Annotated in this window: 28 protein-coding genes; 16 read left to right on the forward strand and 12 right to left on the reverse strand. The window is 71.8% G+C overall.

Annotated features, from left to right (window positions below; translation table 11 throughout):
* Window positions 1-42: 42 nt before the first annotated feature.
* From ACQP2O_RS44025 to ACQP2O_RS44035, 3 genes are all read left to right on the forward strand, one after another.
* Window positions 43-855 carry a hypothetical protein gene (locus ACQP2O_RS44025; RefSeq protein ID WP_433175211.1) on the forward strand — a complete coding sequence of 271 codons (813 nt, stop codon included), beginning with the start codon at window positions 43-45 and terminating at the stop codon, window positions 853-855.
* On the forward strand, window positions 852-2,354 hold the full coding sequence (locus ACQP2O_RS44030; protein WP_433175213.1) for an NADH-ubiquinone oxidoreductase-F iron-sulfur binding region domain-containing protein: 1,503 nt from the start codon (window positions 852-854) through the stop codon (window positions 2,352-2,354). The genes ACQP2O_RS44025 and ACQP2O_RS44030 overlap by 4 nt, the downstream gene beginning before the upstream one ends.
* 207 nt (window positions 2,355-2,561) lie before the next feature.
* Window positions 2,562-3,338, forward strand: a complete 777-nt coding sequence (locus tag ACQP2O_RS44035; protein ID WP_433175214.1) for an Fpg/Nei family DNA glycosylase — start codon at window positions 2,562-2,564, stop codon at window positions 3,336-3,338.
* 7 nt (window positions 3,339-3,345) lie between these two features.
* On the opposite strand, the gene ACQP2O_RS44040 is transcribed toward ACQP2O_RS44035, so the two are convergent.
* The 4 genes from ACQP2O_RS44040 to ACQP2O_RS44055 all read right to left on the reverse strand — a co-directional run bounded on the left by ACQP2O_RS44040 (window position 3,346) and on the right by ACQP2O_RS44055 (window position 6,988).
* Window positions 3,346-4,173, reverse strand: a complete 828-nt coding sequence (locus ACQP2O_RS44040; protein ID WP_433175216.1) for an SAM-dependent methyltransferase — start codon at window positions 4,171-4,173, stop codon at window positions 3,346-3,348.
* A gap of 161 nt (window positions 4,174-4,334) precedes the next feature.
* Window positions 4,335-5,552, reverse strand: coding sequence for a S53 family peptidase (locus tag ACQP2O_RS44045; RefSeq protein ID WP_433175218.1), 1,218 nt, complete (start codon window positions 5,550-5,552; stop codon window positions 4,335-4,337).
* 261 nt (window positions 5,553-5,813) lie between these two features.
* Window positions 5,814-6,209, reverse strand: a complete 396-nt coding sequence (locus tag ACQP2O_RS44050; protein WP_433175220.1) for a RidA family protein — start codon at window positions 6,207-6,209, stop codon at window positions 5,814-5,816.
* Window positions 6,206-6,988, reverse strand: coding sequence for an NAD(P)-dependent oxidoreductase (locus ACQP2O_RS44055; RefSeq protein WP_433175222.1), 783 nt, complete (start codon window positions 6,986-6,988; stop codon window positions 6,206-6,208). The genes ACQP2O_RS44050 and ACQP2O_RS44055 overlap by 4 nt, the downstream gene beginning before the upstream one ends.
* Window positions 6,989-7,068: 80 nt before the next feature.
* On the opposite strand from ACQP2O_RS44055, the gene ACQP2O_RS44060 reads away from it, so the two are divergent.
* The 12 genes from ACQP2O_RS44060 to ACQP2O_RS44115 all read left to right on the forward strand — a co-directional run bounded on the left by ACQP2O_RS44060 (window position 7,069) and on the right by ACQP2O_RS44115 (window position 17,247).
* A complete protein-coding gene (locus tag ACQP2O_RS44060; protein ID WP_433175224.1) occupies window positions 7,069-7,989 on the forward strand; it encodes a LysR family transcriptional regulator in 921 nt (306 codons plus the stop codon).
* A gap of 67 nt (window positions 7,990-8,056) precedes the next feature.
* The gene (locus tag ACQP2O_RS44065) at window positions 8,057-8,140 is read left to right on the forward strand and encodes a putative leader peptide (protein WP_433191353.1); all 84 of its coding nucleotides are present in this window, start codon (window positions 8,057-8,059) and stop codon (window positions 8,138-8,140) included.
* A gap of 80 nt (window positions 8,141-8,220) precedes the next feature.
* Window positions 8,221-9,045, forward strand: a complete 825-nt coding sequence (locus tag ACQP2O_RS44070) for an ABC transporter permease (protein ID WP_433175226.1) — start codon at window positions 8,221-8,223, stop codon at window positions 9,043-9,045.
* Complete coding sequence (locus ACQP2O_RS44075) at window positions 9,018-9,764, forward strand: ABC transporter ATP-binding protein (protein WP_433175228.1); 747 nt, start codon at window positions 9,018-9,020, stop codon at window positions 9,762-9,764. Before ACQP2O_RS44070 ends, ACQP2O_RS44075 begins: the two co-directional genes overlap by 28 nt.
* Window positions 9,761-10,759 carry an ABC transporter substrate-binding protein gene (locus tag ACQP2O_RS44080; RefSeq protein ID WP_433175230.1) on the forward strand — a complete coding sequence of 333 codons (999 nt, stop codon included), beginning with the start codon at window positions 9,761-9,763 and terminating at the stop codon, window positions 10,757-10,759. The genes ACQP2O_RS44075 and ACQP2O_RS44080 overlap by 4 nt, the downstream gene beginning before the upstream one ends.
* Entirely contained in the window at window positions 10,753-11,859 is a 1,107-nt protein-coding gene (locus ACQP2O_RS44085; RefSeq protein ID WP_433191355.1) for an LLM class flavin-dependent oxidoreductase, read from the forward strand. Before ACQP2O_RS44080 ends, ACQP2O_RS44085 begins: the two co-directional genes overlap by 7 nt.
* 175 nt (window positions 11,860-12,034) lie before the next feature.
* Complete coding sequence (locus ACQP2O_RS44090; protein WP_433191357.1) at window positions 12,035-12,505, forward strand: NADPH-dependent FMN reductase; 471 nt, start codon at window positions 12,035-12,037, stop codon at window positions 12,503-12,505.
* Between the two features lie 31 nt (window positions 12,506-12,536).
* Window positions 12,537-13,040, forward strand: a complete 504-nt coding sequence (locus tag ACQP2O_RS44095; protein ID WP_433175232.1) for a flavin reductase family protein — start codon at window positions 12,537-12,539, stop codon at window positions 13,038-13,040.
* Between the two features lie 114 nt (window positions 13,041-13,154).
* Window positions 13,155-14,030 carry an MEDS domain-containing protein gene (locus ACQP2O_RS44100; RefSeq protein WP_433175234.1) on the forward strand — a complete coding sequence of 292 codons (876 nt, stop codon included), beginning with the start codon at window positions 13,155-13,157 and terminating at the stop codon, window positions 14,028-14,030.
* The gene (locus ACQP2O_RS44105; protein ID WP_433175236.1) at window positions 14,027-14,950 is read left to right on the forward strand and encodes an anti-sigma factor RsbA family regulatory protein; all 924 of its coding nucleotides are present in this window, start codon (window positions 14,027-14,029) and stop codon (window positions 14,948-14,950) included. The genes ACQP2O_RS44100 and ACQP2O_RS44105 overlap by 4 nt, the downstream gene beginning before the upstream one ends.
* A gap of 303 nt (window positions 14,951-15,253) precedes the next feature.
* The gene (locus ACQP2O_RS44110) at window positions 15,254-16,156 is read left to right on the forward strand and encodes an ABC transporter ATP-binding protein (protein ID WP_433175238.1); all 903 of its coding nucleotides are present in this window, start codon (window positions 15,254-15,256) and stop codon (window positions 16,154-16,156) included.
* On the forward strand, window positions 16,153-17,247 hold the full coding sequence (locus ACQP2O_RS44115) for a hypothetical protein (RefSeq protein ID WP_433175241.1): 1,095 nt from the start codon (window positions 16,153-16,155) through the stop codon (window positions 17,245-17,247). Before ACQP2O_RS44110 ends, ACQP2O_RS44115 begins: the two co-directional genes overlap by 4 nt.
* A 362-nt stretch (window positions 17,248-17,609) precedes the next feature.
* On the opposite strand, the gene ACQP2O_RS44120 is transcribed toward ACQP2O_RS44115, so the two are convergent.
* Genes ACQP2O_RS44120 through ACQP2O_RS44130 form a run of 3 tightly spaced genes read right to left on the reverse strand, consistent with a single transcriptional unit; the run spans window position 17,610 to window position 19,142 of the window.
* Window positions 17,610-18,158: a ribosomal protein L7/L12 gene (locus ACQP2O_RS44120; RefSeq protein WP_433175243.1), complete on the reverse strand. Its 549-nt coding sequence runs from the start codon at window positions 18,156-18,158 to the stop codon at window positions 17,610-17,612.
* Window positions 18,159-18,175: 17 nt separating this feature from the next.
* On the reverse strand, window positions 18,176-18,634 hold the full coding sequence (locus ACQP2O_RS44125) for a hypothetical protein (RefSeq protein WP_433175245.1): 459 nt from the start codon (window positions 18,632-18,634) through the stop codon (window positions 18,176-18,178).
* Entirely contained in the window at window positions 18,627-19,142 is a 516-nt protein-coding gene (locus ACQP2O_RS44130; RefSeq protein WP_433175247.1) for a SigE family RNA polymerase sigma factor, read from the reverse strand. The genes ACQP2O_RS44125 and ACQP2O_RS44130 overlap by 8 nt, the downstream gene beginning before the upstream one ends.
* Before the next feature lie 613 nt (window positions 19,143-19,755).
* On the opposite strand from ACQP2O_RS44130, the gene ACQP2O_RS44135 reads away from it, so the two are divergent.
* The gene (locus tag ACQP2O_RS44135) at window positions 19,756-20,484 is read left to right on the forward strand and encodes a maleylpyruvate isomerase family mycothiol-dependent enzyme (RefSeq protein WP_433175249.1); all 729 of its coding nucleotides are present in this window, start codon (window positions 19,756-19,758) and stop codon (window positions 20,482-20,484) included.
* Between the two features lie 52 nt (window positions 20,485-20,536).
* Here ACQP2O_RS44135 and ACQP2O_RS44140 read toward each other — a convergent pair whose 3' ends face one another.
* From ACQP2O_RS44140 to ACQP2O_RS44160, 5 genes are all read right to left on the reverse strand, one after another.
* Window positions 20,537-20,911, reverse strand: a complete 375-nt coding sequence (locus ACQP2O_RS44140; RefSeq protein WP_433175251.1) for a dihydrofolate reductase family protein — start codon at window positions 20,909-20,911, stop codon at window positions 20,537-20,539.
* A 100-nt stretch (window positions 20,912-21,011) separates the two neighbouring features.
* Window positions 21,012-21,449: a hypothetical protein gene (locus tag ACQP2O_RS44145; protein ID WP_433175252.1), complete on the reverse strand. Its 438-nt coding sequence runs from the start codon at window positions 21,447-21,449 to the stop codon at window positions 21,012-21,014.
* Window positions 21,450-21,614: 165 nt separating this feature from the next.
* Window positions 21,615-22,199, reverse strand: a complete 585-nt coding sequence (gene rdgB / locus ACQP2O_RS44150) for an RdgB/HAM1 family non-canonical purine NTP pyrophosphatase (RefSeq protein ID WP_433175254.1) — start codon at window positions 22,197-22,199, stop codon at window positions 21,615-21,617.
* The gene (rph, locus tag ACQP2O_RS44155; protein ID WP_433175256.1) at window positions 22,196-22,915 is read right to left on the reverse strand and encodes a ribonuclease PH; all 720 of its coding nucleotides are present in this window, start codon (window positions 22,913-22,915) and stop codon (window positions 22,196-22,198) included. The genes rdgB and rph overlap by 4 nt, the downstream gene beginning before the upstream one ends.
* Window positions 22,916-22,952: 37 nt before the next feature.
* A complete protein-coding gene (locus ACQP2O_RS44160) occupies window positions 22,953-23,702 on the reverse strand; it encodes an MBL fold metallo-hydrolase (protein WP_433175258.1) in 750 nt (249 codons plus the stop codon).
* Window positions 23,703-23,712: the final 10 nt, after the last annotated feature.

Raw genomic sequence — 23,712 nt, forward strand, 5'->3', positions numbered from 1 at the left:
GCTCGGCGCACGCCCGTCCCCAAGCCCCCATTGGAGATCCGGATGACGCAGTATCGGCATATCGCGCGGGCGCTCAGACGCGAGGTTCCGGCGCGACGGAAGGTCCTGCGGGCACTGTTTCTCTGCATGCTCCTGGCCGCCGTTCTCACTGCCGGGCGAACCGAACGCGGTGCCTCCGTCGTGCTCTGGCTGCGCGCCTTCCTGGAGTTCTTCTCCGGGGTCTTCTCGCTGGTGACGTTGACCGCCGCGATCGTGGCCGGCCTGGTGGCCTCCGGGCGGTTCGTGCCGATCGGGCTGCGGATCCTCGCCCAGTCCGCGCACCGGGCCGCGGCGGTCATGGCGATGAGCTTCCTGACGGCGCACGTGCTCCTCAAGGTGCTGGAACGGCACGCGTCCGTCCTCGCGGTGGTGGTGCCGTTCCTCGGTGATCACGGGCGCGTCCTCTGGATCGGTCTGGGCACGATCGCGAGCAATATGATGATCATCATTTTCGCGACCGGTGTGGCCCGCGGCAGGTTCATCGGCGCCACCCGTGGCTGGATCTGGCGGGCCCTCCATGTCACTGCGTATCTGTGCTGGCCGATCGCCATCGTTCACGGACTGAAGGCCGGCCGTGCCGCCAAGGACTGGGTGACGCTCAGCTACGCGATCTGCTTCGCGTTGGTCGTCCTGGTGGCGTTCGCCCGGCTGGTGTCCGCGGTACGGCAGCGCCGGACGGCGCGGCGTCAGGGCGGGCCCGGGGTGAGCCGCCCTGCCGAGGAGCCGACCGACGCCGACATGCCGGACGTCCCGGACGAGCGGTTCTGGTCCGAGCTCAAAGCGGAGGCCGCCCAGTGGACGGAGAGCCGCCGATGAACGGCGCACCGCAGATCCTCAGCATCGGTCCCGCTCGGCTGTTCAGGGGTGTGACCGGTGCGCGGCGGTTGGACCTCGTCTCGCATCGAGCGCTCCACCGGGCGCCGTCCCGGCTTTCGATGAACGAGGTGCTGGCGCTGGCGGAGGGTGTCGACCTCCGCGGTCGCGGCGGCGCGGCCTTTCCCTTCGCCCGGAAGCTCCGGGCCGTGGCCGACGCGGCGGGTCGCCGTGGTTCCCGGACCGTCGTACTGGTGAACGCCACCGAGGGCGAGCCGGCCAGCGCCAAGGACAAGATGCTCCTCGCCCGTAAACCCCACCTCGTCCTGGACGGGGCCCTGATCGCCGCGGGCGCGCTGGGCGCACGGGAGATCGTTCTGGGTGTCACCGACGGCGGGGTCGCCGAACGCTCGCTCCGTACGGCGGTCCAGGAGGCGGGGCTGTCCAGGCACGCGCGGGTCGTCCACCTGCCGGAACGGTTCATCACCGGCGAAGGCGGGGCCCTGGTCCGCGGGGTGAACGGGGAGACCCCGATCCCACCCGGCCAGAAGGTCCGGGCCGCCGAGAGCGGCGTCGACGGGTCGCCGACCCTGCTGTCCAACGCGGAGACCTTCGCTCAACTGGCCGTACTGGCCGAACTCGGCGTCGACGGTTACCTGGCCGTCGGGACGCCGACCGAACCGGGGACGGTCCTGCTCACCGTGACCGGCCATGACGGGCGACGCACGGTGGTGGAGACCCCGGCCGGGGTTCTGCTGTCCGAGGTGTTCCGTCGCTGTGGCGTGACCGCCGGCCAGGGAGTGATGGTCGGCGGCTATCACGGTGCCTGGCTGTCGCCCGCCGCCGCGGCGACGGTGCTGGTGTCCCGGGAGTCCATGACCGGGGCCGGCGCCGCTCTGGGCGCGGGGATCATCGTGCCGCTGGACGCGGGGACGTGCCCGCTCGGGGAGGTCGCCCGGGTCGCGGAGTATCTCGGTGCCGAGTCGGCCGGCCAGTGCGGGCCGTGCCGCCTGGGGCTGCCCGCCATCGCGCGGTCGGTGTCCGCTCTGGCGGCGGGACGGTCCGCCGGCGAGGCGCTGTCCGCGATCAGACAGGGTTCCGGCGTCGTCCGTGGAAGAGGGGCCTGTAGTCATCCGGACGGGGCGACGAGGTTTCTGCTGTCCGCGCTGGAGGTGTTCGCCGACGATGTCACCGCTCACCTCACCGGTGGCCGTTGTGGCCGGCCCGTCCAGCGGATCCTGCCCGTGCCAGGGGCGGAGGCCTCCGACTCGGGAATGCGGCTGACCGTGGACTGGTCGCGCTGCGCCGGCCACGGCCTGTGCGGGCACCTGGTCCCGGAACTCATCCACCTGGATGTCTTCGGCTATCCCGTGCTCACGGACGCCGCCGTGCCGAAACGGCTCCTGCGTGACGCGCTGCAGGCCGCCGAGATGTGCCCCGCCCTCGCACTCGGGTTCGGTGAACTTCCCACGACGGCGAGGCACGGCCGGACGCACGGCTGAGCCGACGCGTAGGGCCCGGGCCGGTGCGTAGGGCCAGGCCGGTGCGTAGGGCCAGGCCGGTGCGTAGGGCCAGGCCGGTGCGCACGCGAACCAGGCGCGGTGCTTTCGGCGACGACCTTCCGCCGCGCGAGCGGGATTCCCACGTGCCGACTCGCCGCCGCGGTCCGGGCCCGCCGAATGACCTCGCGCAGTGGGTAGGACCGTCGTGTGCCGGAGCTTCCCGATGTCGAGGGGTTCCGCCGGGTGCTGGCCGGGCACGCCGGGGAGCCGATCACGGCCGTGCGCGTACGGGACGCGGGGGTGCTCCGCGGGACGAGCGCGCGGGCGCTGAACGACGCGTTGCGCGGCCACCGGTTCGGGGAGCCGTGGCGGCGGGGGAAGTGGCTGGTCGCCCCGGCCGGCGGTCCGGTGCTGATCCTGCGCTTCGGCATGACCGGTTCGCTGTCGTGGCATTCGCCGGACGAGCCGCCGGACCGGTACGACCGCGTGGTGTGGAACCTCACCGACGGTGAGCTGCGCTTCCGGGACATGCGCAAGCTGCAGGGCGTACGCCTCGCGGACGATGAGGAGCAGGCCGCGCGGGTGCTGGGCGACCTGGGGCCGGACGCCCTTGAGGTGTCCCGTAAGGACTTCGGTGGGCTGCTGGCCGGCCGTCGCGGGCGGCTCAAGTCGGCGCTGACCGATCAGTCCCTTCTCGCCGGTCTCGGGAACCTGCTCGCCGACGAGATCTGCTGGCGCGCTCGGATCAGCCCGGTGCGGGCGGTGCCGGATCTGGACGACGCGGACGTGGCGGCTCTGTACAAGGCGATGCGATGGACGTTGCGGGAGTCGGTGAAGGTGGGGCGGGTTCCGCCGCGCGAGACCTGGTTGACCGGGGCCCGCGACGAGCGAGAGGGCGCGTGCCCGCGCTGCGGCACCACGTTGTCCCGGCGCCGCGTCGCGGGCCGTACGACCGTCTGGTGCCGTAAGTGCCAGCCGACCTGACGAGGGCTCAGGGTCGGCGGGCGACGCCGGCGTACATCCAGCGGGTGTCGCTGATCGCGCCAGAGTCGGGCCGCCATTCGGGCACCCAGACGACGCCGGGCTCGAGGAGGTCGAAGCCGTCGAACAGGGCCTCGACCTGCTCGCGGTTGCGGTCGTGGAGGGGGACGGTGGCGTTCTTCCAGGCGCCTACGGCCTTCGCGCCCGCCTCCCCGTGCCCCTCGCTCGTGCTGTGGGAGGCGATCAGGATGCTGCCGGGGGCCATCGCCTCCCGGAATGCCGCGATCGTGGCGCGTGCCTCGTCGTCGGTGGCGAAGTGGAGGACCGCCAGCATGAGTACGGCGACCGGCTCGTCGAAGTCGATGAGCGACCGGGTCTTGGGGTGGTCGAGGACGGCGGCCGGGTCGCGGAGGTCGGCCTGGATGACGGCGGTGGTGTTGGACGGCGGCAGCAGCGCGCGGGCGTGGACGAGGACGATCGGGTCGTTGTCGACGTAGACGACGTGGGCGTCCGGGGCGAGCGACTGGGCGACCTCGTGGACGTTGCCCTGGGTGGGCAGGCCGGTGCCGAGGTCGACGAACTGCCGGATGCGGCTCTCGATGGCGAAGCGGACGGCTCTGCCGAGGAAGGCGCGGTTGTCCCGGGCGGCGCGGGGGATGTCGGGCCCGGCGTCGATGGCGATCTGGGCCGCGGCCCGGTCGGCGGCGTAGTTGTCCTTGCCGCCGAGGAAGACGTCGTAGATGCGGGCCGGGCTGGCCGTCTTGACGTCGATGCCCGGTGGGGCCTGCTCTTGTTCCCGTTTGGTCCAGCTCGCCACCGGGTCCGTTGGGTTCGTCACGGCCGCCACCCCCTCATGCTCGCCGATCGGCTCTGGTCGGCTCGAAGATCATCGTACTGACCGGTAGGGGGTACCGGTGCCGCTATCTGCCACAAAGCCTCGCATGGCACGCGAAACGGCGGGCCCGGTCGCGTTGGCCGGGCCCGCCGTTCAGCCGATCGTCAGAAGGCGCCGGTTCCGTTCGGGGTGCCCAGGCCGGTCGGGCCGTCCCAGCCGGTGCGGGCCTTGCACAGCTGCGAGGGGGAGCAGCTGCCGTTGCTGCCGGAGGTCACGTCGAACAGCGACGTGGAGTGGGTGTAGGGGTAGTTGTTGTCGATGCTCGCGGCGTTGCCGGCCAGGCCGAACACGCCGGCGATGACCGGTGCGGCGACGCTGGTGCCGCCGAAGACCATCCAGCCGCTCTGGCCCTGGTAGGCGGTGCTGTCGTAGACGGCGACGCCGGTGTTGGGGTCGGCGACGGCGGAGACGTCGGCGACGGCGCGGCGGGAGCAGCCGGTGCCCACGCTGGACTGGCCGGACAGGGCGGTGTTGTAGGACGAGCAGCCGCTGCCCGCGCCGTTCCAGGCGGTCTCGGTCCAGCCGCGGCTGTTGCTCGCGGTCTTCAGCGAGGTGCCGCCGACGGCCGTGACGTAGTGCGAGGAGGCCGGGTACTCGACGCCGTAGCCGCTGTCACCCGAGCTGACGGTGATCGCCTTACCGGGGTGGTTGTAGTACGAGCCGTACGTCGAGTCCGAGGCGTCGGAGCCGCCGTAGCTGTTGCTGATGACGTTCGCGAGCTTGGCGGCGGTGTTCTCCGCGGTGCCGAGGTTGGCGAAGGAGGCGGAGGTGGCCTCGACGAGCACGATCTTGCAGCTGGGGCAGACGGCGGAGACCATGTCGAGGTCGAGGGAGATCTCCTGTGCCCAGCCGCCGTCCGTCGCCGGCAAGGACGTGCCGCCGGTCTGGTTGACCTTCTTGAAGCAGCCGTTGGCGGTCGTGCAGGCGGGCAGCCCGTACTGGCTGCGGTAGACGCCGAGGTCGGCCTCCGCTGTGGGGGCGTTGTAGGCGTCGACGATGGCGACGGTCTGGCCGGAGCCGCCGGTGGACGGCAGCTTGTAGGCGCTCTGCAGGTTCGCCGGCGAGAGGCCGGACGGGGCGGCGGCCGCGCGGCGCATGGCGGCGGCGCTGGTGGCGACGTCGCCGCGGACGAGGGCGTTGCAGCTCGCGCGGCCGGCGCGCGGTGTGGAGCAGGCGTGGTGGAACGGATGCTGCGCCACGGCTGCCGTCGGGGCGGCCGCGCTCGTGGCGGCGGCCGGTGCGGCGGAGGCGGAGGTGGACAGGAAGGGGACCAGGGCGAGGATCAGCCCGCCCACCAGGGTCCCGGCAGTGCGTCGTCGCATGTGCTCTCCTCAGAGCGGCGGGGGAACGACGACCAGATCCTCACATAGGTAACGACAACACCAAAAGACCCCAATTTCGTCGTATTTTCAGCAATACCTGCCAAATATGTAAAGACCCCTGACAGAAGCCGTGCCTGGCCAGCCCATACCGAACTCCTCTGTCAAGGCCGAGACAGTAAAGCGATCGTAAAGCCCACTCGATGAGCACCGCCGAGGCGCGGCCGCCGGCAGGACGTGCCGCGCCTCGGCGCTCGAAGGGGATCAGACGATCGCGGTCACCTCGACCTCGAGGAGCGCGCCGGGCACGAACAGCCGGGAGACCTCCACGGTCGTGCTCGTCGGGGGCGGGCCGGTGAAGCGCGGCAGCCGCGCCTCGCCGTACTCCCCGATCCGGTCCATGTCGGTGAGGAACGTCCGGATGTGGACGACGTGCGCGAGCGTCGCGCCGTGCGCCGCGAGGATCTTCTCGATGGCGTCCATCACGAACTCCGCCTGAGCGCGCATGTCGTTCCGGCCGACGAGCCTCCCCTCGGCGTCGACCGCGACCTGGCCGGACAGGACGAGCATGGCTTTGTCGCCGAGTTCGATCCGTGCCACGTGGGAGTACCGCCCGGCGGGCGGGGCGGGGACGGTGGCGGGATTGTCAAAGACGGTCATTCAGGCACCTTTCGGGTTCTTTCAAGCACCTTTCCGAGGTCGGCCTCCTGGTCGGAGGCGCCCCGCAGTCGTTGCCGTACGGCGTCGAGCACGGGGAGCGCCGCGACGTCCAGCGCGAGCCCGACGTCCTTGGCGGCCAGCCCCAGGGGGAAGTCGGCGCCGTCCGCGCGGATGCGGGCGACGGCTCCGGCCAGGGGTCCCTCGGCGAGCAGGTCGAGGGGGTCGGGGACGCCGAGCCCGGCGCCGAGCTCGGCCAGGTCGGCGGTCAGCGCGACGGCGCCGATGACGGCGTTGATCAGCAGGATCTTGCGGGCCGCTCCCGCGCCGAGTTCGCCGCAGCGAACGACGGTGCCGAAGGCCGCGAGGATGCCGGCGACCCGGTCGACGTCCCCGCCGGCCAGCACGGTGAGGGTGCCGGCGGCGGCGCGGTCGACGCTGCCCATCACCGGCGCGTCAACGACCGCGGGCATCCGCGCGGTAAGGCCGCGGACGGCCGCGGGCCCGACGGTGGACATCTCGATGAGACAGGCGTCGGGGCGCATCGCCGGGGCGATCCGCTCCGCCACCGCCTCGAGCGCGGGACCGTCCGCCAGCATCGTGATGACGACGTCGGCGGCACCGACGGCCTCTTCGGGCGTCGCCGCGATCGCGGCTCCGGCCGCGCCGAAGGGCGCGGCGCGCTCCGCCGTGCGGTTCCAGACGGTCAGGTCGTGCCCGGCGGACAGCAGTCGCCGGGCGAGGGGCGCTCCCATGCGCCCCAGTCCGAGAAAGGCGATCACGGAGAAGAGGCTAGGGAGAGGCCATGTCATTCCACCAGCGAATGTTTCTCATGAGACCCATGCGGAGCTAGCATGCCGACATGGACACCGCCCTACTCGTCGTCTTCCAGGAGGTCGCCCGCCGTGGCTCGTTCACGGGCGCCGCGGAGGCTCTGGGGTACACCCAGTCGGCGGTCTCGCGGCGAATCTCCACGCTGGAGGGCGAGGTCGGCGCGGTCCTGTTCGACCGTCTGCCCCGCGGGGTCCGCCTCACCGAGGAGGGCCGGTGCCTGCTGCCGCACGCGTCGGCCATCACCGATCGCCTCGGGACGGCACGGGGCGACCTGCGGGCCCTGCGGGATCTGGCCACCGGGCGGCTCCGAGTGGGGGCGTTCGCGACCGCCGACGCCGCGCTGGTGCCACAGGCGATGGCGGCGTTCCGCGCGGCGCACCCTCAGGTCTCGGTGTCGCTGGCCGAGGGGTTCGTCCGGGACCACGTCGCGCGCCTGGAGACCGGCGAGCTCGACCTGGCCATCGTCGCGGCGGGCGCAGGCGAGGAGTTCGAGGGTCTGCGCCTGCGTCACCTGCTCGACGACTCGATGTTCGTCGCCCTGCACCCGGACCACCGGCTGGCCGGGCGGGAGGAGCTGCGGCTCGCCGAACTGGCCGGCGAGGACTGGATCGCCGGCAGCTCCCGCCCCGAGAACACCCTGATCAGCGCCGCGACCCTCTCCGGGTTCCGGCCTCGGATCACCTACGTCGTCGGCGAGTGGATCGCCAAGCAGGGCCTCGTCGCGGCGGGCCTGGGCGTCACGCTCATCCCGTCGCTGGCGGCCGGGGCGGCGCGCCCGGACATCGTGCTGGCGCCGCTGCATCCCGACGACTCGCCGGTGCGCTCGGTGTACGCCGCGACGGCCGCCGGCGTGACGGCGCCTCCCGCGCTGACCGCGTTCCTGGGCTTCCTCGACGACGCGGTCGTACGGCTCCGCGGGCGGGTGCAGGGCACGACGGACCCGGCCTGACCCGAGGCCAAGAGAATTTCCTACTTATCAGGTTGACTTTGTCCGTATTCTCGCCGACCATGACAGCGTGAGTCCTGGTCAGCTTCTCGTGGTGCGCCTGCACGTCGACCTCCGGCGGCAGGCCAGCGCGCTGTGTGCGCCGACGCACTGAGCCCTCTCGCCGGCGACCGCGCCGGCCTGCCCTGAGCGCCCACGCGCTCCGAATCGACAGCTCACCGACGAAGGTCACACATGTCCTCACCCGCCCTGGATCTGGGGCAGGCGCGCCGGGCCGCCCGGCCGCGGGCACGCGTCCCGCGGGCTCCCGGACTCGCGCGTCTCATCAGCCCGCTCGCCCTCATCCTGCTCTGGCAGGCCGCCGGCTCGTCCGGCCTGCTGCCGGAACATCTCATCGCCGCGCCGGTGAAGATCGCCCGTACGGCGATCGACCTCACCGAGGCCGGGACCCTCCCCGAGGCGATCGCCGTCTCCCTCCAGCGCGTCGCCATCGGCTTCGTCATCGGGGCGGCCGCCGGGGTCGCGCTCGCGCTCGTCGCCGGGCTCAGCCGCCTCGGCGAGAACGCCGTCGACCCGCCGATGCAGATGCTGCGGACCCTGCCGTTCTACGGCCTGATCCCGCTGTTCATCCTGTGGTTCGGCATCGGCGAGACGCCCAAGATCGCACTGGTCGCCCTCGGGGTCGCCTTCCCGCTCTACCTCAACACCTACGCCGGGATCCGCGGCGTCGACGGCAGGCTCGCCGAGGCCGCCCGGACGCTGCGGCTCGGCCGGGCCGCGCTGATCCGGCACGTCATCCTGCCCGGCGCGCTCCCCCAGGCGCTGGTCGGGCTCCGGCAGAGCCTCGGCGTCGCCTGGCTGGCCCTCATCGTCGCCGAACAGGTCAACGCCGACGCCGGCCTCGGCTGGATGATCAACGACGCCCGGGAGTTCATGCGCACCGACGTGATCGTCGTCGGGCTCGTGGTCTACAGCGTGCTGGGCCTGCTCACCGACGCCCTCGTACGGCTCATCGAGAGGAGGGCCCTCGCATGGCGACGAGCCTTCCAACCCGCGTGACAACGACCGACCAGGCGGTCGGCGCGGAGCGTGTCGCGAGCGTCCGCGATCTCACCCGTGTCTTCGGCGAGCGGATCGTCATCGACGGCCTCGACATCGACATCGAGCGGGGCGAGTTCGTGGCGCTGCTGGGACGCAGCGGTTCGGGCAAGTCGACGCTGCTGCGGGCGCTGGCCGGTCTCGACCCCGAGGCGACCGGCGCGCTGACCGTCGACGGGACCGTCGCGGTCGCCTTCCAGGAGCCGCGGCTGCTGCCGTGGAAACGTGTGATCGACAACGTGGCGCTGGGCCTGGACCGGCCGGAGGAGGCGGCGTACGCCGCCCTGGAGGAGGTCGGGCTGGCCGGCCTGGCGAAGGCGTGGCCGCTCACGCTGTCCGGCGGGGAGGCGCAGCGCGCCTCGCTGGCGCGCGCCCTCGTCCGCGAACCCGACCTGCTGCTCCTCGACGAGCCGTTCAGCGCGCTCGACGCGCTGACGCGGATCACCATGCACCGGCTCGTGCTGGACCTGTGGACCGAGAAGGAGCGCCTGAGCGTGCTCCTCGTCACCCACGACGTGGACGAGGCGCTCAGGCTCGCCGACCGCGTGCTCGTCCTCGGCGAGGGCCGGATCGCCTACGAGACGCGCGTCGACGTCGCCCGCCCGCGGTCCGCCGGGGACCTGATCGAGCTGCGTACCGAACTCCTCGGCCGGCTCGGAGTGAAAGAGGACAACCCATGAAGAGGCTTCTCGCCGTGCTGAGCGTCGCCGTCGTGGCGGTGGCCGGCTGCGGGGGTTCGGGGAGCGGCACGGACGCCGCGATCCGCAAGGACGGCTCGGTCGACCTGGGCAAGGTCACCCTCCACGTGGGGGACCAGAAGGCCGGAGTGCAGGTCATGCTGGAGGCCGCGCACGAGCTGTCCGGCGTCAAGTACAAGATCGCCTGGTCGCAGTTCACCTCCGGTCCCCCACTGCTCGAGGCCGCGAACGCGGGCGCGATCGACGTCGGCGGCGTGGGCAACACTCCCCCGATCTTCGCCGCCGCGGGCGGCTCGAAGATCACCGCGATCGGCGCGGGCGCCCAGGACCTGCGGGCCCAGGCGATCCTCGTGCCGAAGAACTCCCCGATCCGCACGATCCAGGATCTGAAGGGGAAGCGGATCGCGCTGGCCAAGGGCAGCTCGGCGCACGCGCTGCTGCTCAACGTGCTGAAGAAGGCGGGGCTGAGCTTCACCGACGTCCAGCCGCAGTACCTCCAGCCCGCCGACGCCCTCTCGGCGTTCAGCGGCGGCAAGGTCGACGCCTGGTCGATCTGGGACCCGTACCAGGCCCAGGCGCAGGCCCAGACCGGTGCCCGCATTCTCGTCAGCGGCACCGGGTTCACCAGCAACTACAACTTCACCGTCGCCTCGGCCCGGGCGCTGAAGGACAAGGCCAAGGTCGCCGCGCTGCGCGACTACCTGGCCCGCGTCGACCGCGCGTACGTCTGGACCGCGACCCACCGGACGGAGTGGGCGCAGACCTGGGCGCGGGAGATCGGCCTGCCCCTGCCGGTGGCGCAGGTCGCCGTCGACCGGCGGGTCACCCGGCCCGTACGGCTCGACGCGACCGTGACCGGCGCGGAGCAGTCCCTCGCGGACGCGTTCACCGACGCGAAGCTGCTGCCCGGCCGGGTGAAGTTCGCCGACTTCGTCGACCCCCGCTTCAACGACGTCGTCCCTGGAGGATCATCGTGACCGCGTTCCACTGGTTCCTGCCCACGAGCGGCGACGGCCGCACCCTCGTCGGCGGCGGCCACGGCGCCGACGTACGCGGGGTGCAGCGCGAGCCCGACATCGAGTACCTCGCGCAGATCGCCCGTACCGCCGAGCAGCTCGGCTTCGAGGGCGTGCTGACCCCGACCGGCACCCTGTGCGAGGACGCGTGGCTGACGACGGCCGCACTCACCCGTGAGACGACGCGGCTGAAGTTCCTCGTGGCGTTCCGCCCCGGCGTGCTGTCGCCGACGCTCGCCGCGCAGATGGCCGCGACGTACCAGCGGCTGTCCCGCGGACGGCTGCTGCTCAACATCGTCACCGGCGGGGAGACCACCGAGCAGGCGCGGTTCGGCGACCACCTCGGGCACGACGAGCGGTACGCGCGCACCGACGAGTTCCTGTCGATCCTGCGCGGCGCGTGGAGCGGCACGCCGTTCGACTTCTCCGGCATCTACTACGACGTCGAGGGCGCCACCGTGCGCGAGGCGCCGGACCCCGCGCCCCGGCTGTACTTCGGCGGGTCGTCCGGCGCGGCAGGCCCCGTGGCGGCGCGGCACGCGGACGTCTACCTGACCTGGGGCGAGCCGCCCGCGCTGGTACGGGACAAGATCGAGTGGGTCCGGGAGCTGGCCGCAAAGGAGGACCGTACGCCGCGATTCGGCATCCGGCTGCACGTCGTGACCCGCGACTCGGCGAAAGAGGCCTGGGCGGCCGCGAACCGGCTGCTCGACGACCTCGACCCGGCCGAGATCGCCGCGGCGCAGAAGGGGCTCGCGCGCAGCGAGTCGGTCGGCCAGCAGCGGATGCGCGCCCTCCACGAGAACTTCCGGAACGGCGGGTCGAGCCACGACCTGGAGATCCACCCGAACCTGTGGGCGGGCGTCGGTCTCGTACGGGGCGGCGCCGGCACCGCGCTGGTCGGCAGCCACGACCAGGTCGCCGAGCGGATCGAGGAGTACGCCGCGCTCGGCATCGACGAGTTCATCCTCTCCGGCTACCCGCACCTGGAGGAGGCGTACTGGTTCGGCGAAGGCGTCCTGCCCGAACTGGCCCGCCGCGGCCTCCTGGAGGCCGCGTGAGCGGGCCGCGGGGACGCGACCCTAGGACGCCTCGAACACGCGCGGGAGAGACGGCATGAGCGAAGGACACGGCGTGGGTGACGACCGAACGGTCGCGAACGGGGACGGTCCGTCGCGGAGCGGGCTCGCGGCGGGTTCCGACGGGGTCCCGCCCCGGCTCGGGACCCGGGTCGTCGTGCTGGTCGGCAACCCGCGCCCGGAATCTCGGACGCACGCCGTCGCCGCCCGTACGGCCCGGGCGATCGCCCCGGGGACCACGCCCGAGACGGTGGACCTGACGGAGCTCGCCGATCGGCTGTTCAGCCGGGCTCCGTCCCCGCGGCTGGACGACGCGGTGGCGAAGGTCGCCTCGGCCGACCTCCTCGTCGTGGCCAGCCCGACCTACAAGGGCACCTACACGGGCCTGCTCAAGGCGTTCCTCGACCGGGTGCCGTCCCTGGCCGGCGTGACCGCGCTGCCGCTGCTGGTGATGGGGTCGCCCCGGCACGCGCTCGCGGTCGAGGTCCACCTGAGGCCGCTGCTCGTCGAGCTCGGCGCGAGCGTCCCCACGCCGGGACTGGCCGTGGTCGAGGCCGACCTCGACCGCCTGGACGAGATTCTGGCCGAATGGGCGGCGACCGTACGCCTCCCCGAGGCCGTCTGGTGACCGTCCCTCAGCGAAGCGGAGGCTAACGGTGATGGGCACACGCGTGGGACAGACCCCGGTGGTGGACGGGGACAGCTTCCGGCGGGCGCTGGGCCGGCACGCCGCCGGCGTGGTCGTGGTGACCGGGCCCGGGCCTGTCGGGCTGACGGCCACCTCGTTCACCTCCGTCAGCCTCGATCCGCCGCTGGTGTCGTTCTGCGTCGCGCGTACGTCGACGACCTGGCCGGACCTGCGGGAGGCGCCGACCTTCGCGGTCAACGTGCTGGCGACCGGCCAGGCGGAGATCGCGTCCCGGTTCGCCGGGCGCGGGACCGACCGGTTCGCGCCGCCGACCTCGTGGCACCCCGGGCCGGGTGACGTGCCGATCCTCGACGGGACCGCCGCGTACCTGCTCTGCGAGCCGTACGACACGGTCGCGATGGGGGACCACTGGCTCGTGGTCGGGCTGGTCGTCGACACCGGTCTCGGCGCGCCGGGCGTGCCCCTGCTCTACCACCGCGGCCGGTACGGCCGGTTCAGCCCGCACCCAGGTTGACCGGTGGATTTCACTGAAAGTTTCGACGCCAGTGGTACCCGTGAAAACGTCGTCACGCTGCGTCGTTCGCCGTAAGGTAGAGGCCACCTGCCGACGTTGCGCGGGAGGAGGCCCATGGAGCGCTGGTTCGCCCAAAGATCCGTCGGAGAGCTGCTGCCCGGAGACCACGCGTGGTTCTCCTACGCCGACCGGGAGGAGCAGGAACATGTGGTGGGAGCCTTCCTCCACGATGGCCTCGCCGGATCCGACAAGGTCATCTACATCACCGACGCCGGGCCGGACGACCTGCCCGACCTGCGGTCGCGCTACCGGCTCGACCCGGAGGCATACCTCCGCAGCGGGCAGCTGGCGATCCTGCCGCAGGCGGAGACCTGCCTGACCCGTGGCGTGTTCGACCCCACGCGGATGAGCACCACCCTGCAGAAGGTCCTCGATCGGGCGGAGACGGAGCGCTTCCGCGGCGTTCGCGTCACGGTCGACATGACCTGGGCCTTCCAGCAGGAGCGGGGCCGCGACGGCGTTCTCGAATGCGAAGCCCGGGTGGACGCCGCGATCTCCCCGAGTACGATGGCCATCGCGGTCTGCCAGGTCGACGCGCGCTCCTGCACACCGGAGGAGCTCACCGCGCTGAAGGAGAGGCACGAGGTGCTCGTGGGCGCCGATCCCTACTTCGACGACGGAATCCTGAGCATCACCCCGACGTTCCGGCCCCGTGGCCTGCGCCTCAGCGGCGAGCTGGACGGCGCGCGGCACGCGGTGTTCGCCGAGTCGCTGCGGAAGGTCATCGATCACGGTGGCGACGTGCACCTCGACCTCGCCGACCTGCGATTCGTCGACCTGGGTGCGCTCAGCATGATGGCGGGTGTCGCGATGCACGTCGGCGCGCGGGTCGTCCTCGACAATCCGTCCACCCACCTGGCGGACATCGTCGAGCTCGTGAGCAGCCGGCTGCTGCCGTGGCTGGAGATCGGCGATGGTGAGGCCCGATGACGCGACTGATCCACCAGGTCCTGATGTACGACAACGAGAAGGACATCCTGGACACGGTCGTGCCGTTCGTTCAGGAGGGCCTCAGCGCGGGTGAGGCGGTGCTCACGGTCGGGACGACGCCCAACCTCTCCTGCCTGCGTCAGGCCCTGGGCACCGACTCCGACGCCGTCGAGTTCGCCGACTCCGCCTCCTGGTACATCCAGCCGACGCGCACCATCGCCAACTACAGCTCGTTCATCGCCGAGAACGCCACCGCCCGGATCAGGGTCGTCGCGGAGCCCGGCTGGGAGACCGGGACCGCGGCCGAGATCTCCGAGTGGACGAGATACGAGTCAATCATCAACCAGGCGTTCGCCGACATCAGCGCCTCGGTGCTGTGCCTCTACGATCGGCGCACCACCGACCCCGGGCTGCTCGACGGCGCGCTGCGCACCCATCCCCGGCTCATGGAGGGTGCCTGCTCGCGCTGTAATGACGCCTACCTCGACCCGGCGGTCGTCCAGGCGGGGGTGGACCGCGATCCCCTGCCCTCCCCTCCGCCCGGCGCGGTCCGGCTCCCGATCGACGATATGGACCTGAGCCCGCTGCGCTCCTTCATCGGCGGCCACGCCCGCCACCACGGCATGTCCCGGCCCCGGATCAACGACCTGCTGGTCGCGGCGACGGAGGTCGCGACCAACGCCATCCGGCACGGCCGGTCCCCGATCAGCTGCCAGATGTGGCGGGACGACGGCGACCTGATCGTCGAGGTGACCGACGCGGGTCACTGGCAGCCTGACCCGGTCCCCGGTTTCGTCCCGCCCGACCCCGCGTCCCTGTCGGGCTTCGGGCTGTGGGGGGTTCGCATGCTGTGCGCGCTGGTCCAGTTGCGCACCGGCCCGGACGGGACGACGGTCCGGCTGCACGTCCCCTGCCGCTGACGCCTGGTCGTCGGTCGGCCGTCCCCTGCCGCCGGCCCCAGGTCGTCGGTCAGCCGTCCCGTGCCGTACGGCTCGAGGCTCGAGCAGCAACCGACCGGCCAACGGCGTAGCGACGGGCCGAGCCGGGTTACCTCCGTCCACCGGTCCGGTGCGGGTCGTGCGTGAGGTGGTGCATGGGGCCCAGGGCACGGTCTCATCGGGCACCGTCGATGGCGCCACTCGCACGGTCTCCGTGGCGTGGACACCGATGGTTCACGTCGAGTAGTACGCAACGAGTACTACGTGACGTGTAGTATTCCCGACATGGAAGACAACGAGTCGCCCGTTGTCCTTGCGGGAATGACGAAGAAGTTCGGCGCGGCGGTCGCCGTCGATGCCCTGGACTGGGCCCCCAAGCGAGGCCAGGTCACCGCATTGGTCGGCCTCAACGGCGCCGGCAAATCGACCACCATGCGCGTGTTGACACGGCTGGTCCGTCCCACCGAAGGCTCGGTGACGATGCGGGTCGGCGACGGGCAACGCCCCCTCTCCGCGATGATCGAGGGCCCGGCCCTCTACCCGGGGATGTCGGTGCGCCGCAATCTTGAGATCCAGCGCGTCCTGACCGGCGCGCCCGCCTCCGAATTGAAGGAGGTGGCCGAGCTGATGGAGATCGACGACGTGCTGGGCAAACGCGTCAAGACGCTCTCCCAGGGCTACCGGCAGCGGGTGGCGATCGGCGCCGCGCTGCTCGCCTCCCCGGCGGTCCTGCTGCTGGACGAGCCGACCAACGCGCTGGACCCGGAGGCGATTCAGCACCTGCGCCGCCTGATCCGCCGCACTGCGGACCGCAACGTCGCCGTGGTGGTCTCCACCCACCAGCTGCGTGAACTGGAGGGCACCGCCGACGCGCTGACGCTCATCCACGAGGGGAAGGTCCACTACGACGGGTCGTTCGACGCCTTCGTCGGCGAGCCAAGCCTGCGCGTCCGCGCCCTCGACGAGGCAGCGACGGGCAGCCTGGCGGCGCTGCTCAAGGAGCAGGGCCTGGCGATCGAGTGGGCCGGAAACGAGCTGCGGGCGGCTACCGACGGGCACGCCGACCTGCTCGCCGCCCAGATCTTCGACACCGCAGCCGGAGCCGGAATCAAGCTCGTTGAGCTCGGCCATGTCACCCCCACCCTCGAAGAGGCCTTCCAGTCCGCGATCTCAGGAGTGCGCCCATGAGGACGTACCGCGCGGAGCTGCTCCGCATGTCCAACCGAGCCCATCTCCTGCTGATGCTCTTCGGCCTGGCGCTACTGGGCTTCCTGATGTTCAACTACAAGCCGCAGCACCAGACCCCGCTGGGCGGATTCCAGCAGGCCGGGATGGTCGTGGCCTCGATCTTCATGTGCCGCGCGGCAGTGGTCGCCGGGGGCGATTTCAGCGGCGGTACGATCCGGCCTTGGCTCATAGCGCGGCCGAGGCGCAGCGAGGTGTTCCTTGGGAAGCTTGCCGCTTCGCTCACCCTCGGGGTCGTGTTCTGCGTCGTCGCCGGGGTGATGGGATACGTGGCGAGCGCGGACCGGGTCACCCAGCTGCTCCGCGCCGCCGGCATCGCCACACTGCTCGTTTCGGTGACCTACGCCGCCGACTGGATCGCGTTCGCCGCCCGCGCCCAGCGCCGGCTGTGGGATTCAGGGACGCCCTGGCTCATCGGCGCCCTCGGCGTGGTCGCTGTGCCGGCCATTCTCACCTGGTTGTTCCACTTCCGGGCGCGGCGCCTGCTGCCCGAACGGAACGGCAGACAAGACGGCGACGACTGGCTGGAGGACACGCGACTTCTCGCCGACCTGCTCGGGCAGAGGTCGCCGCGGATGTTCGGGTGGGTTTCCGGCTGGATGGCACGCACCGACGCCCCCGCCTGGGTCCGTCGGCGCTTCACGATCCTCGTCGTGGTGGCCAGCCTGGGGGGCGGCGTCGGAGTGGCCGGCTCGCAAGCCCAAGAGGATGGGTTCAGCTCGCTGTTCTTCATCGAGACCGCATGGTTCGCGGGCGGCATGTTCGCCTTCGCGGTCATCAGCGACACGCTGCTGCGCCTCACCCTCCGGCCCGCACCGACAGGACCACTGCGGCACGCCGCCTCCGTCGCCGCGACCGCGGGCGCGCTCGCCCTGCCGATCTCAATGGGCCTGCGACGCACCATCTGGACCGCCCTCGGCTTCACCGGTACGGTCCACACCCCCGCCCAGTACGCGGGGCTGACCTTCACCTGTGCGCTGGTGGCGTTCGCACTGGTGTTCACCACGGTCTTCGTCCGGTCCGCCCGGAGGTGAAACCGGCCGGCTCCCCCAGCCGAGCCGCTGGCCGTCGGCCGGAAGTGCTCACCTGCCCCGCGCGTCGGACGCGCAGATGCTCGTCCTCACCGTCCTCGCGGACGGCCCGCTGCACGGCTACGCGATCAATACGGCCATCGAAGCGCTCACCGGCAGCAAACTCCCCCGGCAATCTGTACGGGTCCCTGTCCCGCCTTGAGACACGCGAACTGAGCCCTGGCCACTCCGCTGCCGGCGCTCCGCGTCGCCGCGCTGCGCCGCCTGCTCGGCGTGACGGTGCGCAGCGACCCCGCCGCCACTCGTACCGGTGATACAGCTCGCGCCGTTGGCCGGTCGGTTGCTGCTCAAGCCCCGGCTCCTCGTCAGCCGAGCGCCGCGACGAAGCGTTCCGCGTCCTCGGGCCCCATGCCCGTCTCCGCCTGGACGAGAGCGACGGCGCCCGCGAAGTCACCGGTGTCGCGGATCTGCCGGGCCCGCTCGGCGACGCTGCCGGGCCCGCCGGGCACGTACGGGCCCGGTTCGGGCAGGGGGCCGCTGCGCAGGGCGTCGACGATCTGCTTGGCCTCCTTGAGCCCGAGCCCGGTCGCCTGCCGGACCTCCTTGATCGCCAGAATCGGCTTGTTCTCCCCCAGGAGGACGCGCACCCGGGCCTGCAGCGCGGCCGGTACCGCCATCGGCGCGCCCATCGGCGTCATCGGCGCGCTCATCGGCGGCAGAGGTGCACCCATGGGCGGCAGGGGTGCGCCCATGGGCGGCAGGGGTGCGCCCATCGGCGGAGCGCCCATCGGCGGGACGGGTCCGCCCACCGGCTGGGACGACCTCGAGTTCCTGGTGGCGCTGACGACCACGACGACGAGCACGACGACGAAGACGACAGCGGCCAGACCGATCAACATCACCACGGCACCCATGCCTGGATTGTGGCAGATCAGTGATGTGTCGGTCGCGGCGCGTTCGGGAGCCTCGTCGGTGACGCGTTCGGCGTCGGGACGCCCGGGTGCGTGGGGCTCGGGGTCGGAGAGACGGTGACCTTTCGGCGGGCCCCCGGTGGCTTCGTCGCCCGCGGATGGGGAGGCGCCACGGGTCGCGACGGGGTGGTCGTCGGCGCCGACGAGTGCGTCGTCGACGGCGAGGGCACGGCCGTCGCGGGAGGAGGAGCCAGCGGCACGCTGCGCCGACCGGGATGATCGGGCTTGAGGAGCCCCCAGGCCAGCAGGGCGATGCCGGCGACCGCCGCCGCCGCGAGGAGCATCCGCGGCCACGCGGGGACGGTCCTCCTCGGCGTCACCGAACCCCGGTAACGCTCGATCAGCTCGGCGTCCGGCTGGATGCCCTCGGCCGCGCGCCGGTAATGCTCGCGGAGCAGGGCGTCGAGGTCGTCACTCATGAGCCGCTCCTTCCTCCGCCAGTTGCCGCCGCAGCGCCGCCATCGCCCGCGACGTATGACTCTTCACCGTGCCCCGGGAGATGCCGAGCGCCTCCGCGATCTCGTGTTCGCTCAGGTCACACCAGTAGCGCAGCACCACCACGGCCCGCTGCTTGACGGGCAGCGTCGCGAGGACGTCATCGAGCGGGGCTCCGCCCGCGTCGTGGTACATCGAACGCGATCCGGTGATCCGCTCGACATCCCCCGTACCGCCGACGAGGAGATCGGGCCGCCTCTTACGGCGCTTGTGGTGGTCGATGGCGAGGTTGACCAGCACCTTGCGCGCGTACGCCTCCGGCTGGTGCCCGCCGCGCAGGATCCGCGCCCAGCGCCGCGCGACCCGCTCGTACGTGGTCTGCAGCAGGTCCTCGGCGAGGTGACGGTCGTAGACGAGGAACACCGCGGTGCGCAGCAGGCGGCCCGCGGAGGCGGTGACGAACTCGTCGAACGTGAGCTCGTCACCACTCACTCCGCAGGCCTCCTCACGGCTCAGGGTGGACAGTGTCCCACCTATCCCCGGCCCGGCACGGACGGAACGGGCCTCGGGGACGGCCCGCACTCCGGAGGGCTCGTGGGCACCGGCCGCGGCTTACCGGGAGCCGTCGTCGGCCGCGGCTTCCCGGGAGGCACCGTCGGCCGCGGCTTCCCTGGGGCCGTCGTCGGCCGCGGCTTACCCGTAGGCGTCGGTACGACGGCGACGCAGGTCGGCCGCGGGTGCGGCACCTTCGTCGGGGTGGGTCGCGGCTTCCCGGGCCTGGTCGGCTTCGCGGTCGGCACTCTCGTCGACGTCGGCACGGGGACCGGCTTCCGCGTCGGCGTGGCGGACGGGAGCCTGGAGGAGTCGGCGACGTTCTTCGTCTTGTGGTCAGAACCCCCGGCGATGGCGGTGCCGCCCGCCCATACGCCCGCGAGCACGGCGACGGCCGCGCCGGCCCCGGCGAGAGTGAATGTCGTCCGGCGACGTCTGCGATCGGTCATTGAAAGATCCCTTCGTTTCCGTACACCCCCCTCAACCCCTCCTCCGGGCCGATCGGTTGTCATGGTCTTTGACGGAGTCGGCGCGACCGGCCAGGCTTGTTCCGGTGGAGCCTTCCGACTTCCTCATCCGGCTGCGGGCCGAGAGCGCGCACCTCGCCGCGTTCGCCGCCGACCGCGACCTCGGCGCGCCGGTCCCGACCTGCCCCGGCATGAGCGTCGGCGAGATCCTCCTGCACCTGGGCAGCGTGCACCGCCTGGTCCTCGGCTGGGTCCGGGCACAGCACCGGCCGGAGGTCTGGGAGAGCTCGCCGCCGGACGGGGACGTCGTGGGCTGGTTCCGCGCCGGAGCCGCCGAGTTGCACGACGAGCTGAGCGGGCGCCGCCCCGACGAGCCCTGCGACACCTGGTCGCCGGACGACCGCACCGTCGGATTCTGGTGGCGACGCATGGCGCACGAGATCACCGTGCACCGCGTCGACGTCGAGACGGCGTACGGCCCGATCGGCCCGATCGACGCGGGATTCGCCGCCGACGGTGCCGACGAGGTCCTGTCACTGTTCCTCGTCCATCGCCGGGGCGACACCGAGACGCGCGGCCCGATCCGCACCGTCGGCGTCGCCGCCGGGTCGCACGTGTGGCGGGTCACGCTCCGGCCCGCGTCGGCCGAGGTGACGCGGGAGCTCCCCGACGACGCCGACGCGGTCGTGATCGGCGACCCGGTCGCCGTCTACCTGTGGCTGTGGGGACGCCGGGCCGACGACGCCGTACGCGTGTGCGGCGACCGCCAGGCGGCGGCCGCCCTGCGCGCCACCCTCGCCCTCGCCACCCGCTGAGCCACGGGCCCGGCCATGTTCCGTCGCAGGTGGCTGCGGTAGCCGCGCGGGTCTACTTCCTGGTGTAGGTGAGGAGCAGGGTGCCGTTGGCGAAGGTGCGGCTGTCGGCGAGGTCGAACAGCTGCGGCTGGAACTCCGCGGTGAACACCGGGATGCCCGCGCCCGCGACCACCGGGTAGTACTTGATCATCATCTCGTCGGTCTCGGGGAGCAGCGCGCCGGCCAGTTTTCCGCCGCCGCACAGCCAGATGTCTCCCCCGTCCTCCTTCTTCAGCCGCCGGACGAGCTCGATCGGGCCGCCGGAGACGACCTCCACCGCCGGGTCGTCGATCCCGCTGAGCGTGCTGGAGACGACATACTGCCGCAGGTGCGCGTACGGGCTGGTCACACCGATGTCGAGGGCGGGCTGGTAGGCGCCGCGCCCCATGACCCGGACATGCGGAGAGCCCGGATGATCTACCCCTCGGGGCGGTCATCCGGGCTCTGTCGGCGACGGCCGCCTCAGCGGCGCGCCGGTGGACGGCCGGTCAGTAGACCTTCTCCTTGCTGCAGTTTTGCTTGCCGTCCGACAGGTTCAGGCACTTCTGGACGGAGATCGTCACCTTGCGCACCTGGGAGGCCTTCGTCACGGTGTACTTGACCGTGAAGGTGTGGCCCGTCCTGTCATCGGCGGGTTTGATCTTCGGCTTCGACACCACCTTGCCGGCGAGCTTGACGCGCACGATCACGCTCGCCGTCGCGATGTCGCCGGGGCTGTAGTCCTGGATGTTCCCGGTGATCGTGAAGGTCCTGCCCTTGCGGGCCCAGTGCCCCTTGGTCCGGGCGTCCGCGGGCTTGACCTTCTTCCCCAGGTCCCACGAGTGCGGCAGCTTGGGCTTGGCGGCAATGGTGGCGGCGGACGCCGTCGACGCTCCTGCCCCGATGACGGCGATGGCAGCGGCGACGATCACAGCCGGTTTCCGCATTTGGCGATTCCTTCGTCGAAGATCACGGCCTGAACCCCCGCAGGTCGGCGGGCATGGTTCAGCCGTGAGTGATGGGTTGGATACCCATCGACTATCGCCTCGTCGGCCGACCGAAGGTAGAGGCCCAGGGCTCAACTTCCGGCGGGCGGATTGGGCCCCCAGACCCTACGGACGCGTACGGATACGGTCCGCGAGGGCCGTGAACGCTTTGCCACGATGGCTGATGGCGTCCTTCTCCTCCGGCGACATCTCGGCGGTCGTACGGGAGTCGCCCTCGGGCACGAAGATCGGGTCGTAGCCGAAGCCGCCCGTGCCGCGCGGCGCGTCGATGACGACGCCGTCCAGCTGGCCCTCGACGGTCTCCTCCTCGCCGGAGGGCCACGCGATGGCGGCCGTGCAGACGAACCGCGCGCCGCGATGCTCGAGGGCCACGTCGGACAGCTGGCCGAGGAGCAGGTCGAGGTTGGCCTGATCGTCGCCGTGCCGGCCGGACCAGCGGGCCGAGAACACGCCGGGCATGCCGTTCATGGCGTCGACGCACAGGCCGGAGTCGTCGGCGACGGCCGGCAGCCCGGTGTGCGCGGCGATCGCGCGCGCCTTCAACAGCGCGTTGCCGGCGAACGTCAGCTCGGTCTCGGGGACCTCCGGAGCGTCCGGGAACTCCTCGAGCCCGATCACGTCGATGCCGTCCAGGATCCGGCGCAGCTCGGCGATCTTCCCCTGGTTGCGCGTGGCGAGGACGATCTTCATGAGGCGAGGGCCTCCTGCTGGATGCGGGTGAGCTCGGCGCACCCGCCCGCCGCCAGGTCGACGAGCGCGTCGAGTTCGGCGCGGTCGAACGGCTGGCCCTCGGCGGTGCCCTGCACCTCGACGAACTTGCCGTCGCCGGTGCACACGACGTTCATGTCGGTCTCGGCGGCGACGTCCTCCTCGTAGCAGAGGTCGAGCCGCGGCTCGCCGTCGATGACGCCCACGCTGACCGCCGCGACCGAACCGACGAGGGGGCTGGTCTTCAGCAGCCTGCGGCCGCGCATCCAGGCCACCGCGTCGGCGAGTGCGACGTACGCGCCGGTGATCGCGGCGGTGCGGGTGCCACCGTCGGCCTCCAGCACGTCGCAGTCGAGGATGATGGTGTTCTCGCCCAGCGCCTTGTAGTCGACGCAGGCCCGCAGCGACCGGCCGACGAGACGCGAGATCTCGTGCGTGCGACCGCCGATCTTGCCTTTGACCGACTCGCGGTCGTTGCGGGTGTTGGTCGCGCGCGGCAGCATCGCGTACTCCGCCGTCACCCAGCCGAGCCCCGAATCGCGCCGCCAGCGCGGCACGCTGGTCTGGACGGACGCGGCGCACAGCACACGCGTGCGGCCGAACTCCACCAGCACGGAACCCTCGGCATGGCTGAGCCAGCCGCGGTGGATACGGATGGGACGAAGCTGGTCGGCTGACCGACCGTCGGGGCGAGCCATGGATGTCACCCTATCGAGGCCGCTGGGCTGGACAGGTCTAGAGCTCGTAGACGGCGCCTTGGGCGGCCAGCTCGATCGGGCCGCGGTAGCCGCTGGACTTGGCCTCGGCGAGGATGCTCGCCGAGTCGTTCCAGGGGACGAGGTGGGTGAGGACGAGCCTCCCGGCGCCCGCCCGGGCGGCGTGCTCCCCCGCCTGCCGGGCGGTGAGGTGCAGGTCCGGGGGGATATCGGGGCGCTCGAGGAACGACGCCTCCGCCAGCAGCAGGTCGACCCCGCGGGCCAGCTCGACGAGTTCGTCGCACTCGCCGGTGTCGCCGGAGTAGGCGATCGCCGCGCCGTCGTGCTCGACACGGAAGCCGTACGCCTCGACGACGTGGCTCATCGGCGCCGTCGTGATGGTGAACGGCCCGAGCCGGAACGCGCCGGGGCGCAAAGTGTGGAAGTCGAACGCGTGGCGCATCCCCGGGTCCAGATCGAGGTCGTACGCCCGCGCCATCCGGTCGGCCACGCCCTCCGGCCCGTACACCGGGATCCGTGGCTTGGGACCGCCCGGCGCGTACGTGCGGGCGACCCAGTATCCGCACAGGTCCAGGCAGTGGTCGGCGTGTAGGTGGGACAGCAGGACGGCCTCGATCTCGTACAGCCCGATGTGGCGCTGCAGCGGACCGAGGGCTCCGCTGCCGAGGTCGAGCAGGATCGCGAAGCCGTCGGCTTCGATGAGATAGCAGGACGCCGGACTGTCCGGACCGGGGAAGCTCCCCGAACAGCCGATCACCGTGAGCCGCACGGGCCGACCT

Source organism: Actinoallomurus sp. CA-150999 (assembly GCF_050942425.1).
GTDB lineage: Bacteria > Actinomycetota > Actinomycetes > Streptosporangiales > Streptosporangiaceae > Actinoallomurus.